The following is a 16,260-nucleotide window of genomic DNA, read 5'->3' as shown; positions in this document are numbered from 1 at the left end:
GAATAGAGAGGTTTGCCGCGAGCGGCGAGCTTCCCCGAATGAAGTCTTTTCGCAAGATAGATTACCGAGAGGAAATGGGGCGGAATTGAAACAGATGAATAAGCTGACAGTCTATGAGGCACCTGAGGGTGTGCCATTGCGTCATGATTTCAAAGTGCGGGCCTGTGTTCCCGGCGGAGTCTGGCAAGACATTGCGGTGTATGAGGCCAAGGTGGATATGCATGAAGTGCGGTTGGCTTCCATGGCCTATTTCGATATGCGGGGAACAGTCAATGTAGAAATTGAATATGACGAAGCGGCAATCGAGGAGGTTGTTATCCGCCCTCTGTCCGCAGGAACAGCGTACGAAAGACAGGGCAATGTGATTCGGCTGACGCTGGACCGCCCATGCAAGCTGTCTATTGAAATCAATGGAAACCGTTTCAACAATCTGCATCTGTTTGCTAACAAGCCGGAGAGTGCTGCTCCTCAGCCGGATGCAGCCGGAGTGCTGCTGCTGAAGCCGGCCATCCACCGGACTGAGGATATTTACCGGCTGGCGGAAGAGCTGGCTGTGCTCAGCCCCGGAGCGCCGCGCGTCATTTATTTTGCCCCGGGCATGCATTATCTGGAGGAGACCGTGCTGCGGATACCATCCGATACGACGGTATACCTTGCGGGCGGAGCGGCGGTAGTCGGCTCATTCGTCTGCGAACAGGTGGAGAAGGTGCGCATCTGCGGCAGAGGGATTATATACCTGTCTCAATTCTCACGCTTCAGCGCCTTTCGCGGTGTGCGGATTGTGTTCTCGCGCGATATTGCCGTGGAGGGCATTACCTTGCTTGATCCGCCGCACTACAGCATCTATATCGGCAAGTCGGAGCGAGTGCGCATCGACAACTTCAAGTCGTTCAGCACCAGGGGCTGGTCGGACGGCATTGATATGATGGCCAGCTCGGACATCGAAATCCGCGATGTTTTCCTCCGCACCTCTGACGACTGCATCGCGGTGTACGGGTCAAGATGGGATTACCAGGGGGATACGCGGCGGGTCAGTGTTACGCACAGCATTCTGTGGGCCGATGTCGCGCATCCGTTGATGATCGGAACGCACGGCGACCATGAGCGTGACGGAGACATCATCGAAGATATTGAATTCCGTAATATAGATATCCTGGAGCACCATGAGCCGCAAGAGAATTACCAGGGTGCGATGGCGATCAATGCCGGGGATCACAATACGATTCGCAATGTGACTTACGATAATATCCGGGTTGAAGGCTTCGAGCAGGGAAGGCTTGTCGATCTCCGTGTGGTCTGGAATAAGGACTACAATCCTGCTCCGGGACGGTTGATCGAGAATGTGGTCTTTCGAAATATTAATTATACAGGCGATAATGCCCAACCCAGCCGTATTCATGGCTACGATGTGGAGCGAAGGGTGGAAGGCGTCACCTTCGTGGGTCTGGTTATCAATGGCAAGCCAGTGCTGGATGCCTCCGTGGGAAATTTTGATGTGAATACATTTACCAAAAGAGTAAGCTTCTTGGAAGCGGACCAACCAATAGCCGGAGAGGGGAAGTAAAGTGAACAAAGAGACTGCGGTCATTGATTTGCTGCAATGGAGAGTGCAGCCGCCTGAAGCTGCAGAGGAAAGCGGTGACGAAAGGGTACAGCTGAAGGATGGAGAACGGCTGGAGTGGCATTTTCCCGGCGTTCATCTGGATAATCATTGGTCTCTGCAAGGATTCGTCAGCGTCAATCCGTATAGCGTGGATTTGCGGGACTGGTACGGGCTTGAAGTGGAGGCGGAATTGCCGGAGGCGCTGCCGGCAGGTGCTGGCCTGCTTGCGCTGACAGCGGAAATCGGACTGCTGCGGAACCATAGTCCGCTACCGGAGGAGCTGGAATATGTGGCGCTTCATGCGCTCGTTGACGGCAGCGGAGTGCAGGAAAGAGGCAGCCGCCGCCGTATTCGCGCGCTGCTGCCGCTAAGCAAATTCAACGATCCGAAGGCGCTTGCGGGGAAATGGAAATATGTCCGCAGTGTGACGCTGACAGCCTCCTTGAAGGGAGTGGAAACGGCGGAGCCAATGACGCTGCGCCAGCTGCGCTTTGTCCGCCGGGCGGCCGTCTATGCCGAGCTGCCGGTCCGCTCTAAGCCCGCGACTCCCGGCGGAACCGCTTGTTATTCTGTGAGAGTGCATAACTGCACCGGAGTTGCGCAGCCGGTTGTCATAACCGTTGAACGTTACGGCTGGGAGACGATGACTGTGTCCATCCGGCCGGAGGCATTTGTGCTGCAGCCGGGGAAAGTCCAGGAAATTACGGTGGAGGTAGAGGTGCCGGACAGAGTAGCTCCCGGCGGACATGAAGTGCAGAAGCTGACGCTGCTGCCGGGTGGCCGGGGAGAATGGGCGGAGGAGCTGATGCTGATTACGCTGCGGGAGCTTCCGCATCCCTATATCAAGCATAGCAACGCAGGCTGGGAGGCTGTACACCGGAAGACGGAAGACTACGAATGGGCGCGCGCGCTGCTTGAAAGGTATGAGGAGCGGGCGGAACGCTGGGAACTGCCGGAGCCGCTGCCCGGACCGTATCTGTTCGAGACGCATCACTCCCATGAGGCGGAGAATGCAGCCATTGCCTGGAAGCTGACCGGACGGGCGGACCTTGCCGACAAGGTCCTCCGCTTCCTGCGGGCGACGATTGACCCGGAGCATGGATATCCAGCCACCTTAAGGGCCTGCCACCAGGAATTGGTACATGAGGGCGAGTACTTCAAGCATGCTGCCGTTGTATACGACCTGCTTGCGGATTCGGACCTGCTGACGGAGGAGGATCATCTACGGATTGACCGGTCCTTCCGTCTCTTTATAGAATTGATAGACTGGTCGCTGCGTGTCGGAGGCATCTCCAACTGGACGCTGGCCGAGATGATCGGTGCCCTGTATTGCAGCCAGGCGCTCCAGGATTTTGAGTGGATGAACCGCTTCCTGTATGGAACCGGAGGCATGACGGATCATCTGTCCAAAGGTACGCTGGATGACGGCTGGTGGTATGAATGCTCTGTCGGCTATAACTTGATGGCTGCCGGACTGTTCTCAGAAGTAGCCCAGAGCTGCCGGCCTTGGGGAATCAATCTGGATGGGATCTGGGTCCCGGCCCAATACCATCATCAGATTACACCCGGAGGCAAGCCGGAAATCGACGGGCTGTGCCTGGATATCTGGGGGCCGAACCGGTCCAATTACCGTTCGATCACCCAGCTCTGGGACAGTCTTCTTCCTTATGCCGATTATAGGAGCGTTTTGTTCGGCATCAATGATTCGGCGGAATCGAAGCTGCCGGGAATTGCGCCGAGGGGGTATATGGATGCCCGGTTTGACCTGGCCTACTATTTGTACGGCAAGCCGGAATATGCCGATGTCCTGTTGAACTGTGGGCTGGAGGATCGTGACCTACTTTACGCCGCGGAAGAGCTGATTCCGAGTGAGACGAAGCCTTATCTGACCTCGGCCAGTTCGGATAATGCGGGCGTAGCGGTGCTGCGTTCGCAGACGCCAGGGCGGGAGCCCCGGATCCAGATTCAGGCGGCTGTGAAATACGGCACCCACGGTGGTGCCCACGGACATTATGATCGGGTAAGCCTCCTGTCCATCATGCGCTATGGGCGCAGCTTCTACAATCCGGAGAGTGTCTGGTACAGCTATCATACCTTCATGTATAAGTTTTACGTCCAGACCTCCATTACCCATAATATGGTGGTGGTGGACCGGAAGCAGCAGGACCCGGCAGAGGGGCGAAGTCTGCTCTTCCACAGCGGCAGCGTATTTCAGGCCTGCATGGTGGAGAATACAGCCCGCTGGTCCTATCCGCCCTATGGAGGCTGGAGAGTGGCCGGCGACCGGACGCTGTCTGAGCGCCTCTGGAATGAAGGCAGGTCGCTGCCGGTTCCTGACGATGCGCCGGACTATTCGACCCGGACCGGCTTCACGGAGCCGGTGCTGCAGCGGCGGCTAACGGTCGTCACAGACGACTATATCGCCCTGTTCGATTATGTGTCCGGCACGGAGGAGCATGATTACGATTGCCTGTTCCACTGTAAAGGATTGAAGCAGCTTGCGGCGGCTGAACAGCAGCTGGTTAAGCAGACCGGGCAGCTTGATCCGGATCCGCTCGGCAGCGGTCAGTTCATTACACTCTGCGACTGGTACGAGATGAAGGGGCCGGTCAAGGCCAGCTTCCTTACCGAATTTAAGGAGAACTCCGGTGAGCCGGGCAACCGGAGCTATTATAATGAGGAAGGTCCGCTGTATATGGATCATTATACGCTGTGGCCCCATGAGGTAAAGCTGATTGTAGGAAATGCTCCTGAGATGCAGCCGGTTGACAAGCGTCTGTTCTACGAGGTGAAGGGGGACGGGAATACACTAGCCAATGGACAGTTCGGTGCCTGGATATTCGGCCGGGAGGATCTGGAGCTGGCAATTGAAGGGATGCAGTGCCTGGAGCTGCGGGTACGCACAGAAGCCGGGATCGGAGACAACGGTATCCCGAAGGCAGCGGCAAAAACGGTCTTCTGGGGCGACCCTTATCTGGAGACCGCAACAGGTCGGATCTATCTGTCCAAGCTTCCGCTCGCGGCAGAGAATACTGATCCCGGTAATGGTCCGGGTGTCGACTATTATGGCGGCCCTGTGCGCCTGGATCTCAAGCAGTTCGACAAGGCGATTCCTGCCAATCCGATGGATACTGAGCAGGAAGGCGTGATACGCGTGAATCTCTCCGGACTAGGCGCATTCCGCTTTGCCGCCTCCATCGGAGGCGATTATCCGCTTGGCAGTGAGGAAGACCGGCGAAAGGTGTTGAGTACGCGCAGCACCGGCACAGAAGCGCGGTTCATCACTGTGATTGAGCCGTATGAGGATCAGCCGGTAATCATCTCGGCCAGCGCCGAGTCTGCCGACCGGATGACTGTGAAACTGGCCGACGGCCGGGTGCAGATTCTGACTATCGAAGGTGCAGAGGCGTCCGGCGATCAGGTACATGTGATGCTGGAAGAATATGAGGCTGACGGAAGCCTGCTGCGCAGGGAGGCCTCTCAATGAAGTGGCGAAGCCTCTCAGGCATGATGATCCTGCACGGCGGCGAAGCAGAGCTGTATTACGAGTATACGGTACCTCAGGAAGCCGGGGACACGGCGCTGGTCTTTCTGCATGCCCACTCAGTAGATCTTCGGATGTGGGAGCCGCAGGCTGCGGCCTTCGGCCGCGACTATCCGCTGCTGCGTTACGATCTTAGAGGCTACGGGCAGTCCTCGCTGCCGCAGGAGGGGGAGGACTACCTGCATGCCGGGGATCTGCGGCGGCTGCTGGAGCAATTGAATATTGAAGCGGTGCATCTGGTGGGACTGTCGCTTGGCGCCTTCGTCGCGCTTGATTATTGGGCCTTGTATCCGGAGAAAGTCTGTTCCGTTACCGTGGCCAGCGCCGGCATTCCTGATCCCAGACTGGAGGAAGAAGCTCCGTTCACCGGTGATGTCAATACCTTCAAGAGAGAATGGTACGAGGGGCTGCTTGCCCACTGCGGACCGGATCATAACGGCTACCGCCGGCGACTGTGGAGCATGATCTCCGATTGGAAGGCATGGCAGCTGACGCACCGCGAGCCGGAATGCCTGTTGCGGGAGCGGCTACTGCCTACCCTGCAGGAGAGCTTGCCAGTCCCGGTATGTGCGGTTTGGGGTGAGCAGGATTCAGCCGGAGCGAAGGCCTCACTCCGGCTGCTGCTGGACCATGTGCCACAGGCGGCAACCGCCGAGCTTGCGGATGCTGGACATTTTTGCAGTATGGAAGTGCCGGAAGTGTTCAATCGGGAGCTGCGGAACTTCTTGCGGAAAGCGGAGTCTGTTCTGAATTTCCCGTCTGCTCCTTAAGACGCATTTCCATTCGAAACAAAAGGAGACGAACACTATGAATACGACAAATCCGCTTGCCATGTATCAGCAAGCCGCTGAGTATGTACTTCAGCAGATCGACAAAAGTCTGGATCTATTTACAGACAACTATCCTGGCCCTTCCAGTGAGAACGGGGTTTACCCAGCGATTGGCAACATCGAATGGACCTCCAGCTTCTGGACCGGAATGCTCTGGCTGGCCTACGAACTGACGGGCGATCCTAAATACCGGCAAGCCGCCGAGCATCAGCTTGCCAGCTACAAGCAGCGGATTGAGGAGCAGATCCAGACCGATACGCATGATCTGGGCTTCCTGTACTCGCTGTCTGCGGTAGCCGAATTTAGAATAACGGGCAATCCGCTGGCTAGAGCGACTGCGCTTCAGGCGGCTGAGCTGCTGGCCGGAAGATATTTTTCGCAGGCGGGCATTATCCAGGCTTGGGGTGATTTGAGCGATCCCGAGCAATGCGGGCGGATGATCATCGATTGCCTGCTTAATCTGCCGCTGCTCTATTGGGCGACAGAGACGGGCGGCGATCCGCGCTACGCGGAGTATGCCCGAACGCATGTTGCGCAGGCAGCTCGTTATCTAGTGCGCCCGGATTATAGCACCTATCATACGTATTATATGGACGTGGAAACCGGAGCGCCAAGGTATGGGAACACCCATCAGGGCTATGCCGATGATTCCTGCTGGGCCCGGGGGCAGGCCTGGGGCATTTACGGCTTCCTGCTAAGCTATAAGTATACCGGCGATGCATCACTGGTTGAACTGTCGAAGGAGCTGGCCCGTTACTTTCTGGCCCGCACACCGGCAGACGGGGTAGTGTACTGGGATTTGATCTTCACCGGGGGAACAGAGCAGGAGAAGGACTCGTCTGCGTCGGCGGTGGCTGCCTGCGGCTTGCTGGAGCTGGCGGACCAATTGCCAGTGAGCGACCCAGACAAGGCGCTGTTCCGGAGTGAGGCATTGGCCATTCTGCAGGCACTGGCCGCTGCGTATACGACTGGCGATCAGCCGGAATCCAACGGCGTGCTGAAGCATGGCGTATACAACAAGCCGCGCGGCATGGGCATCGACGAATGCACCATCTGGGGCGACTACTATTATTTTGAAGGCCTGGTGCGGGTGTTAACGAAGCACCGGCTATATTGGTAAAGAGGGATGGAGATGACGATGACAACAATTCACAATCCGGTGCTGCGCGGCTTTAACCCCGACGCTTCGATGATTCGGGTAGGCGATGATTATTATATAGCCACCTCAACGTTCGAGTGGTTTCCGGGCGTAGTGATTCACCATTCGCGGGATTTGGTGAATTGGCGGCCGCTGGCGCGGCCACTTAGCCGTCCCTGCCAGCTTAATCTACGCGGTGTACCCAGCTCCGGAGGCATCTGGGCACCGGCGCTAAGCTACGACAATGGCCTGTTCTATCTATGCTTCACCAATGTGGCTGCCCGCCGGGGCGTGTACAAGGATCTCTACAATTACGTGGTGACTGCTCCTGCGGTGGAAGGTCCCTGGTCAGACCCGGTCTACCTGAATTCCAGTGGGTTCGACCATTTCCTGTTCCATGATGCGGACGACCGCAAATGGCTGTTCAATATGCAGTGGGATTTCCGCAAGAATCACAGCCGATTCGCCGGGATTATCATTCAGGAGTTCTCCCCCCAGGAGGGGCGCCTTGTCGGACCGGTCAAGCGGGTAACACAGGGAACAGAGCTTGGCGTAACTGAAGGGCCGATGGTTTACCGCAAGGACGGTTACTACTATTTGCTGGTAGCCGAAGGAGGCACCGGTAGCCGACATGCGGCAACGCTGCTGCGCTCGCGCACGGTGGACGGGGACTATGAGCCTGATCCGTCCGGGCCGATTCTGACCTGTGTCGGCGCTCCGGATCATCGTCTGCAGAAGGCAGGGCACGGCAGTCTGGTCGAGACGCAGGAAGGGGAATGGTTCATGGCGCATATTTGCAGCCGGCCATTGCCGGACGGCAGCGGCCTTAGCCCGCTCGGCCGCGAGACCTCCATCCAGAAGCTGGCCTGGACGGCGGACGGCTGGCTGCGGCTGGAGGGCGGCGGATGTTTGCCGCTGCTGGAGGCGACGGCACCGCAGCTGCCTCCGCATCCCTTTCCGGCGGAGCCTGAGCGGGATGACTTCAATGCACTGCCGCTCGGCGTGAACTGGAGCACGCTGCGGGTATCGGCCGACGAATCATGGTTGACGCTGAGCGAGCGGCCGGGACACTTGCGGCTGTATGGGCGGGAGTCGCTGAACTCCTGGAATGAGCAGAGCCTGGTCGCCCGTCCGCTGCGCAGCTTCCGATGTGAAGTGGAGACCTGCATGGAATTCGAGCCGGTGACGTTCAACCAGATGGCCGGACTGGTACTGTACTACGATGAATCGGACCATTTGTATCTGCGAATCTCACATGATGAACAACTTGGCAAGCATCTGGCTGTAATCGTCAGCGACCGGGGCGTGTATGATGAGGTAAGTGAATATGTGCCTGTGAACGGCTGGGAGCGCTGCTTATTGCGGGCGGCGATCCACGACGAGCGTGTACAGTTCTACTATTCGGCTGACGGCAAGCAGTGGCAGTCTATCGGTCCGGTGCTCTATTCGGGTGTGCTGGCCGATGAATACGGAAAGAAGCTGTCCTTCACAGGCGCCTTTGCAGGCTTGTGTGTGCAGGATTTGTCGGGAATGCAGTTGCACGCCGATTTCGATTATTTCGATTACCGGGAGCTTGAGGATGAGCGATGGGTGAAATGATGGACTGGACGACAGACAGCTTTCTCCAAAAGCTCTATGCGGATACGCAACCCGGCCGGAGCCGGGCTGCGCACACCGAAGCGCCGCAGCAGCGGCGCGCCAGGCTGCAGCATGTGCTGAAGCGGGCGCTGGGCAGGTTTCCTGAGCGGGATGTGCCGCTCGCGCCGGTGCTGCTGGAACGGCGGGACTATGGAGAGTATATGCTGGAACGGATCGCCTATACCACGATGGAGCAGGTCAACGTGCCGGTGTTGGTCCTTGTGCCGAAGGGAGGACAGGGACCGTATCCGGCCGTATTGGCCTGCCACGGCCACGGCAACGGCCAGTGGGACGCCGCCGGACTGGACAGCGAGGGCCGGGAGCTGGCCGACCCCGGCATTCACAACCGCTTCGCCGCACGGCTGGCGCAGGCGGGAATGGTGGTCGCAATTCCCGAGATTATGGGCTTCGGCGTCCGGCGCATGGCCGGAGAGTTGGCTGCGAACCCGAATTACAGCTCCTGCGGCACGCTGTCCTCGCAACTGCTGCTCTATGGCCGGACGCTGGCCGGAATGCGTGTGTATGAAGCGATACGGGCGATTGATTTTCTGAGCGCCCGGGAGGACGTGGATGCCGGAAGGATCGGCGTGCTGGGCTTTTCCGGCGGCGGGCTAATCGCTGCGTATACTGCCGCACTGGATGAACGGCTGAAGGCGGCCGTATTGAGCGGCTGGACGAATACGTTCCGGGGAAGCATTCTTGACATGCACCATTGCATCGACAATTATTTGCCGGGACTGCTGCTGGAAGCTGAACAGCCGGACTTGACAGGGCTGATAGCGCCCCGTCCGCTGCTTGTGGAAGCAGGTGTAAGCGATCCTATCTTTCCGCTGGAGCATACGAGACAAGCGGCGGTGGAGCTCGAGGCGACTTATGCTGCCTGGAACGCCTCCAATCATTTCCAAAGTGTGTTTCATGCCGGCGGACACGAAATATCGGGCGAAGCCTCGCTTGCCTGGCTGCAGCAGCAGCTGACGCGCTGAGAAGCAGCTTTCAGAGAAGGATTAGAAACGGAAAGAGGGGACCAAGCAATGGGCAATATGAGCAAGAAAAAGGGAGGCCGAGAGCATCTGACCAGCCTAGTGCGACGGGCGGAGACGATGCTGGACCAGCGGCGGGACCGGATCACAGATGGAAGTGCCCATGCACTTCAGGATGTGCTGGAGCAGGCAAAGCGGGCGCTCAAGGACAATGGAGAGATCCCGTTCGTACGCAACCGGGAATTTCTGATACCAAGAACAGAGGAAGCGGTTCATTTCGCAACCCGGCGGTACACCATGGTCCCTCCGTTTACCAAGCAGGGCGCAGTGTATACCATGTATGGACTAGAGCCGGCTCTAGAATGGTTTGAGAATCGGTACGGGCTGGAGGAAACTAACGAGGGAGTGACAAAAAAGGCTGCATTGGCTCTGGAAAAAGCACAGAGCCTGCTGAGTCATACCCAAGCGGGCGAGGGGATTGGCAAATATGATACTTTGGCCAGGACGGCACTCTGTCAGGCTCAACAAGAGCTTGAAGCAGATCTGGCATCTTTCCGACAGAGCCTGGACAGGACGAAACTGGCGCGAAGCGTTGCTGCTGTCTTTAACCGGAAGCGGGAGCTCCTCCATTCGCGGCGTCTGCTTATGGACATAGACCCGGGTGCTTCGCTGTATTTTAGCGAAACCGAACTGGTAGAGCTACGGCAGGCAGTTCGAACTGAACCGCTGCTTTGTCAGCGATATGAGCAGATTGAACGGCTGAGCGGCGTCCACAGCCTTGAGAATCTGGAGCTGGTATCCAAGCTGATGCTGCAGGACGAAGAAGCTTATGAGGAGCTTAACCGCCATTTCTATCTATGGAGCTCAACGGACAAAATCGTTAATTTTAGAGCACCTCATGGAGCAGAGACCGCTACCTTATCCTTTATTCTGCCTGCGGAGGAGAATGAAGCAGAGGGTCTGGGTCATGTCTGGATCGACGATCTGGATATTTTGTCGGCCAGCGGAGGTAGCCTCCAGATCTTAAACGGAGGATTTGAAGAGGGAGAGCTTTTGCCGCTGAGCTGGAAACCGGAGATGCGGCGGGGCCGCCCAATTCTTAGCATGGAAGAGACCTATCCCTTCTGCGGTGGCGGAGACCGGACTCCCGAACCGGTGAACCCTTCTTCGCAAGCAGCACGGCGCCCTTCGGAAGGAGCGCCCCGCTCACTCTATATGTGTAATCCAGGCCCGGGTGACGAAGGAGCCTGGAACTACGAAGGGGAATTCGCGATAGAGGGGGGAACGATTACACTCTAACATTCTCCGCCAAGCTTGACGGAAAGCTGAAGTGCGGACTTCGAGTTCTGATCTTGTTTAAGGATGGTCAGGGGAATTCGGCTGGGGAATTCGACTACTGTTTCAATCGCAAATCTTGGCTACCAGGAGGAAAGTTCCAACTGGGCATGCAATATGATGCTATTTGTTATGCAATGACTGGAGAATGGGAATACGCGAAGAAGACCAAGCTGGCGATACTCTATATTCTTAATGATTTTTGCCAGGGTGCAGAGCATTGGATGATGACGAATCTGCGGCCCGAGGGCAGTGACAGCTACGGAGCCGTTCAAGGGGGACGTCTGTTGTGTGCGGTGGCTGTCAGTTACTCGCTGATCCGTACGGCAGATATTTTCAGCGAAGAGGAGCGTAAGCGTTTCTATGCCATGGCGGAATTTCTGTTGCGATATATGCTCGACCTGCGGGACCGGACAGAATGGACGCCAGAGGAGGCCCAAAGCGGATGCAGCAACTGGCAGACTGACATGTGTGCTGGCGTAGGCTATCTGATGATGGCGCTGCCCGATTTTCCAAACCGGCATATCTGGCTGAACAATGCAAACACCGTGCTTCTGGCACAACTCAAACTGAAGGTGAATCACGATGGCTCCTGGCCAGAATCGATCCGCTATCACCACGCTGCGCTGGAGAGGTTTGCTGGTTATGCAAAGGTGCTGAAAAAGGCGACTGGCGAGAACTGGTTCGAGACAACGCCGCTGGGGGATATGTTCCGTTATGCAATAGAAATGCAGACCCCGGGTTATGGATACTTCGGAGGGCGAATCGGCACACCACCTTTTGGCGATCATGCCTTGGGAGACGGAGAAGAATTTGGATATTTCCCCGTCTTTATTCCCGAAATTGCTGAACGAAACCCGAAGCTGGCGGACAGGATACGTGCTGTCTGGACTGCCGCCGGCACACCTGCGAAGAGACTTTGGGGGGAGAGCATCGTATTGGAGAACCTCATGGTGTCGGCCACCTCGTCTGCTAGTTCCTCCCCGTGCTTGCTTAACTCGACAGCTGATTTTCCAGATGCCGGAATCTACATTTTTCGCCGTCATTCTGGCAAGCAGACGAGCTATTTCGCCATTATGTCCAGTCCGCGGCCAATTGCCCATGGTCATCTGGATCAGGGCTCGTTTATCCTATATGCCGGATCGGTTCCGCTTGTAATGGATTCAGGTATTGAAGGCTACTTTGACAGCAGTACAAGCTGGCATATCTGCTCCTACTCTCATGCTTGTGTCCAGTTCGCGGCCAAGAAGAATTATGTTCCAGCTTCACGGATAGAGCCGATCAATCTGTCCGCGGGAACCTTTAGTCTGGAGCGTGGCTGGGTGGATGTCCCCCGAACAAGCCAGGTACTGGAAGTACGGTTTGAGGAGAAATGGGAGAGTATCAAAATTGAGATTGCTAACCCCAAAGGGACAGGACGACATATCCGCTCCGTTGTGCATATTGAGGAGCTCGATATCTATCTGATCCGGGACGAGATCAAGGAGTATGATGGCAAAATGTTGTTCTCACTCCCTGTTGCAGCCCTGCACTCCCATGTGGATGGAAGCTACATTCAGGCAGAATGTTCGTACGGAATGGTTCTGGATGCAGTATTCCTGAGCGGCGTCGATTCGATCGTTATTGATCGTGGACGCAGTACGCCCTTTTTTCCGGGGGAGGATTCACAGGTTTCATATATGCACTATATCCGGGCGGTCGCTGATGCCGCAAACGGATTTCTGACTGTGCTCAGCCCGCGTCACGGGGAGGAACCAGAGATTAAGGTGATTTGGGAACCGGACGGATCGGTGTGCTTACGAACGGTGCATGGAGCAGTGCGGCTAGAACCCGCTTACTATTGGAGAACGGACGCAGCGCGGGGACTTTTGACCTGTATGAAGCCATCTCTATCGGAAGCAACCACACATGAAGCCGGATAAAGAAACTGCACTACTCACAAGCTGAAAAATAAGCCCCCGCAACCGTTGTCTGGTCGGTTGTAGGGGCTTTGCTCTGGGGGGGTGTGTTAATCGATCTTCGATATTCCGGTGAATTCATAGCGGATTCCCTCGTACCCGCCGGTCCGCTGAGCCGTTAAGACACCACCCTCTTGCAGCGAGAGATCCACCCAATTCCAGTTGCCTTCTTGGTAACTGAACGAGTGTCCATCATCCTCATAGAGACGACAAACACGGGCATCTTCTCCATAAGGACGAAGTGAGACTTGGAATACAACATCATCCGCAACATATGGAAGCGGTTCAGCAAGCGGCAAGAGCGTTCCATCCTTGACGAAGACGGGAATACGTTCAAGTCCCGGTACAAAGTGATAGCTGCGACCGCCCTCATACTGCTCACCAGTCCAGAAGCAGCGCCACATGCCCTGCGGCAGATAGACATCCCGCTCTGAGGAGCCGGTTATAATCGGTGCCACCAGCAGCGATTCACCCATCATGTAGGCATCCTCGATGTCATAGGTGTTAGGATCTGTCGGATAATCCATTACCAACGCCCGGAACGGTGGACGTCCTTCCATAGCATAGCGGGCATAGGCGGTATACAGATACGGTATAAGCGTCATCCGGGTCTCAAACAGTGAACGGCAGATGCTTAGGACCGCCTCATGATCGTCTGAGAACTCGCCACGGATATTCTTCTCGCGGTCGGTCTGCATCCAGGGAGGATTCGGTATCCGCCAGCAATTAAGCAGCGCCATCGGCGAGAATACAGTGGTCTGGATGCGCCGGATCAAGTCCTCGCCTGATTCAGCCTGCCGCACCTCTGGCGACCAGAGCAGTCCCGAGAAGCCGCTGTTGACAACGCCGCGGATAAATACCTTATGATCGTACAAATCGCTGTATAGTACAAACGGATAAGACGAAGTCAGCGCACCGGAAGCACGAACCTGGGACAAGGTGCGCCGCCCAGCACCCTCGAAGGCTTCCTTAAGCGTAGTCTGATACAGTGTACCGATACTGTTGTGCATTTGCTCGCCGTCCAGACCTGAAGGAAATTCGGTTACATCGGGGAAAGACCAGTTGGAATGCACAAAGTCTGAGCTGTCGCATTCATCCAGCTTAAAGCCGGCTATTCCCTGGTCAATGAACTCCCGGGTATGATGCTCTGCGAATACTTGCCGCGCCTCAGGTAAAGCCAGATCTGGAACCAAGCCTTCCCAGACCTCATAGTTGCCGGAGAGCGACTTCAAGTTCTCATATATTGGCGATGAGGGGTGAACAAAGAGATGTTCCCACAGGTTGACATGGTAATTCATGCCATAGAGCTGCTCCAGCATCTCCTGATGCTGAGGGAACCGCTTGTCGTCCCACACGAACGAGCAGGAATAAGCTCTTGTCTGCCAGCCCGGTTCAAAGCCGAACACATCGACCGGCATTTTCTGTTCCCGAAAAGTATGGGCCAGCCGCATAACATCGTCCCGGGTGGCAGCGCTGTAGGCGCGGTACCAGATGCCGAGCCCCCAGGCCGGAGGCAGGCAGCCGCCGCCGGAGAACAGGTTATACCGCTGCACGGCGGTGCCCATATCCGGTCCTTCCAACAGATATAGCTCAATGCCCGAAACGGCAGGGATATCGATGACAACAGTGCGGTCTCCTTCAGTCACCTGATAGCCGTACAGCTCAATTTCGGAGGTGCCGACCTCTTTGGCGACATCCCTTTTGTGCTCGGATTCTCCTTTTTTCAGATTCGTCCCGCAGTAGAAGGTGGCATAACGCGAGGTGTCGACATAGATACCGTAGCCGGCCGTAGATACATAGAACGGCACGGGAGCATGACTGTCTCCCGTATCGGCGATGGGGTCACTGTTGACGCGAATCACCTTTTTTCGGCCGGTATGATCGACTCTGTGCAGCTGCAGTCCGAAGCCGTATACATGCTCCTCCTGTTTGAGCGGAAGCTCAATCCGTACGCCTCTGCTGGTCAGGGCAGCAACAATTCTATCACTGTTTATCGGTGGAGTTCCCGCACACTCAAGTGCATCAAGCTCCTTTTTTTTGATGGTCAAGCCGCTCAGACTTACAGGAGTATGAAATTCGGGCTCTCCAAAACTTAGCTTCCAGATACCATTTGAAATCTTTTGCATGTTTCTAGCTCCTTTAATGATATGAGTATAAAAGTACTTATTTCATTTTATGGTCAAATTGACGAGTGAAGTTGTGCTGGAATGCTGTAAAATATCACTCTACTATCTAAATTTTCATACGGGAGGTTCTATGAAAAGACTATTCGAACCTGTACACCGTCTTCAATCAGGCTTCTGGTGGGATTATGGAATTCGAGTCGAACAAAACTACAAAGGATATTATCATTGGCATCAATGTTGCGAATTCATACTAGTCCATGAAGGCGAGGGGACTGTAGTCGTTGGTCAAAAAACCTTCGGAATAAAACGAGGAATGTTCTTTCTGTTCATGCCTTATCAGCTTCATCAGGTGTATGCAGAAGTTTCGCCGGAGAAGCCATATATTCGTTCGATTTTTTACATTGATCTCTTGCTGGTGGAAGAATGCCTGCGCTCATTTCCCAGCCTGAGCGGACGGTTTGAACAGGTCCTCATCGCTTCGAGCGAAAACCATGTGTATGAACTGGATGCTCCAACTGTGGTAACGTTAGAAGAGCTATATGCACGATATGACGCTTCTTCCCGGAGCGGACAGGCGGGGAAAACAGAGGCCATTGCACTGTTGTTGATCCAATTGTTCTGCTGGCTGCCACAAGAATCATTGCGTGAGGACTCTGCAGAGAGGAAAGCAAAACGTCCTATTCGTTATGCCGAAACTGTGATGCGCTGGATTGAGACGCATTTCGCAGAAGAGAACATAATGGAACAATTGGCGGAGATCACGCATTTGACGCCCAACTATTTATCTCGCATTTTCCGTCAAGAGACAGGTAGCAGCATCACTGACTATTTGATCGCAAAGCGTATCCGTAAGGCATGCTGGATGCTGGAGATGACAGTTTTGGCAGTGGAGCAGATCGGGCAGGAGATTGGTTATGCAAATACGTCTTATTTCATCCATTTATTCAAAAAAGAAACAGGAATGACGCCTTTGAAATATCGCAGCTCTCTTCATTAATAGAAAACTTCCGAAAGAGGTGATCATAATGGGGTGATCTGGGAAGCGGGGCAAGCATCGGAAATATGATTGGCTTTACGTTTAGTTGTCAGGAATCCTGTTTGGTCAAGG

General features: G+C 55.5%; 10 protein-coding genes. 9 read left to right on the top strand and 1 reads right to left on the bottom strand.

Annotated elements, in window-relative coordinates:
* Nucleotides 1–94: 94 nt before the first annotated feature.
* The 8 genes from KDC22_RS23905 to KDC22_RS33565 all read left to right on the top strand — a co-directional run bounded on the left by KDC22_RS23905 (nucleotide 95) and on the right by KDC22_RS33565 (nucleotide 12,990).
* Nucleotides 95–1,564, top strand: coding sequence for a glycosyl hydrolase family 28 protein (locus tag KDC22_RS23905; RefSeq protein ID WP_211720589.1), 1,470 nt, complete (start codon nucleotides 95–97; stop codon nucleotides 1,562–1,564).
* Nucleotide 1,565: 1 nt separating this feature from the next.
* Nucleotides 1,566–5,090, top strand: a complete 3,525-nt coding sequence (locus KDC22_RS23900; protein ID WP_211720588.1) for a COG1470 family protein — start codon at nucleotides 1,566–1,568, stop codon at nucleotides 5,088–5,090.
* Nucleotides 5,087–5,917: an alpha/beta fold hydrolase gene (locus tag KDC22_RS23895; protein WP_211720587.1), complete on the top strand. Its 831-nt coding sequence runs from the start codon at nucleotides 5,087–5,089 to the stop codon at nucleotides 5,915–5,917. The genes KDC22_RS23900 and KDC22_RS23895 overlap by 4 nt, the downstream gene beginning before the upstream one ends.
* 37 nt (nucleotides 5,918–5,954) lie before the next feature.
* On the top strand, nucleotides 5,955–7,097 hold the full coding sequence (locus tag KDC22_RS23890; RefSeq protein WP_211720586.1) for a glycoside hydrolase family 88 protein: 1,143 nt from the start codon (nucleotides 5,955–5,957) through the stop codon (nucleotides 7,095–7,097).
* Between the two features lie 18 nt (nucleotides 7,098–7,115).
* On the top strand, nucleotides 7,116–8,714 hold the full coding sequence (locus KDC22_RS23885; RefSeq protein ID WP_211724167.1) for a glycoside hydrolase family 43 protein: 1,599 nt from the start codon (nucleotides 7,116–7,118) through the stop codon (nucleotides 8,712–8,714).
* Entirely contained in the window at nucleotides 8,702–9,736 is a 1,035-nt protein-coding gene (locus tag KDC22_RS23880; protein WP_211720585.1) for an alpha/beta hydrolase family protein, read from the top strand. The genes KDC22_RS23885 and KDC22_RS23880 overlap by 13 nt, the downstream gene beginning before the upstream one ends.
* A 48-nt stretch (nucleotides 9,737–9,784) precedes the next feature.
* On the top strand, nucleotides 9,785–11,032 hold the full coding sequence (locus tag KDC22_RS33570; RefSeq protein ID WP_246552930.1) for a hypothetical protein: 1,248 nt from the start codon (nucleotides 9,785–9,787) through the stop codon (nucleotides 11,030–11,032).
* Nucleotides 11,033–11,205: 173 nt separating this feature from the next.
* Entirely contained in the window at nucleotides 11,206–12,990 is a 1,785-nt protein-coding gene (locus KDC22_RS33565; RefSeq protein WP_246552928.1) for a heparinase II/III domain-containing protein, read from the top strand.
* An 86-nt stretch (nucleotides 12,991–13,076) separates the two neighbouring features.
* Here the strand turns inward: KDC22_RS33565 and KDC22_RS23870 are convergent, their stop codons facing one another.
* Nucleotides 13,077–15,152: a glycoside hydrolase family 31 protein gene (locus KDC22_RS23870; RefSeq protein ID WP_211720584.1), complete on the bottom strand. Its 2,076-nt coding sequence runs from the start codon at nucleotides 15,150–15,152 to the stop codon at nucleotides 13,077–13,079.
* Between the two features lie 130 nt (nucleotides 15,153–15,282).
* Between KDC22_RS23870 and KDC22_RS23865 the strand changes: the two genes are divergently transcribed.
* Nucleotides 15,283–16,149 (top strand): AraC family transcriptional regulator, encoded by an 867-nt coding sequence (locus KDC22_RS23865; protein WP_211720583.1) that lies wholly within the window; start codon nucleotides 15,283–15,285, stop codon nucleotides 16,147–16,149.
* Nucleotides 16,150–16,260 lie beyond the last annotated feature (111 nt).

It is taken from the genome of Paenibacillus tritici (assembly GCF_018207515.1).
Classification (GTDB): domain Bacteria; phylum Bacillota; class Bacilli; order Paenibacillales; family Paenibacillaceae; genus Paenibacillus_AQ; species Paenibacillus_AQ tritici.
Note: the sequence above shows the minus strand (reverse complement) of the source record. Positions and strands in the feature narration are given on the sequence as shown.

Coding starts and splice junctions, on each gene's coding strand:
- KDC22_RS23890 (WP_211720586.1), top strand. CDS start 5,955: ATGAATACGACAAATCCGCTTGCCATGTATCAGCAAGCCGCTGAGTAT.
- KDC22_RS23885 (WP_211724167.1), top strand. CDS start 7,116: ATGACAACAATTCACAATCCGGTGCTGCGCGGCTTTAACCCCGACGCT.
- KDC22_RS23905 (WP_211720589.1), top strand. CDS start 95: ATGAATAAGCTGACAGTCTATGAGGCACCTGAGGGTGTGCCATTGCGT.
- KDC22_RS23895 (WP_211720587.1), top strand. CDS start 5,087: ATGAAGTGGCGAAGCCTCTCAGGCATGATGATCCTGCACGGCGGCGAA.
- KDC22_RS23865 (WP_211720583.1), top strand. CDS start 15,283: ATGAAAAGACTATTCGAACCTGTACACCGTCTTCAATCAGGCTTCTGG.
- KDC22_RS23880 (WP_211720585.1), top strand. CDS start 8,702: ATGGGTGAAATGATGGACTGGACGACAGACAGCTTTCTCCAAAAGCTC.
- KDC22_RS33570 (WP_246552930.1), top strand. CDS start 9,785: ATGGGCAATATGAGCAAGAAAAAGGGAGGCCGAGAGCATCTGACCAGC.
- KDC22_RS23870 (WP_211720584.1), bottom strand. CDS start 15,152: ATGCAAAAGATTTCAAATGGTATCTGGAAGCTAAGTTTTGGAGAGCCC.
- KDC22_RS33565 (WP_246552928.1), top strand. CDS start 11,206: ATGACTGGAGAATGGGAATACGCGAAGAAGACCAAGCTGGCGATACTC.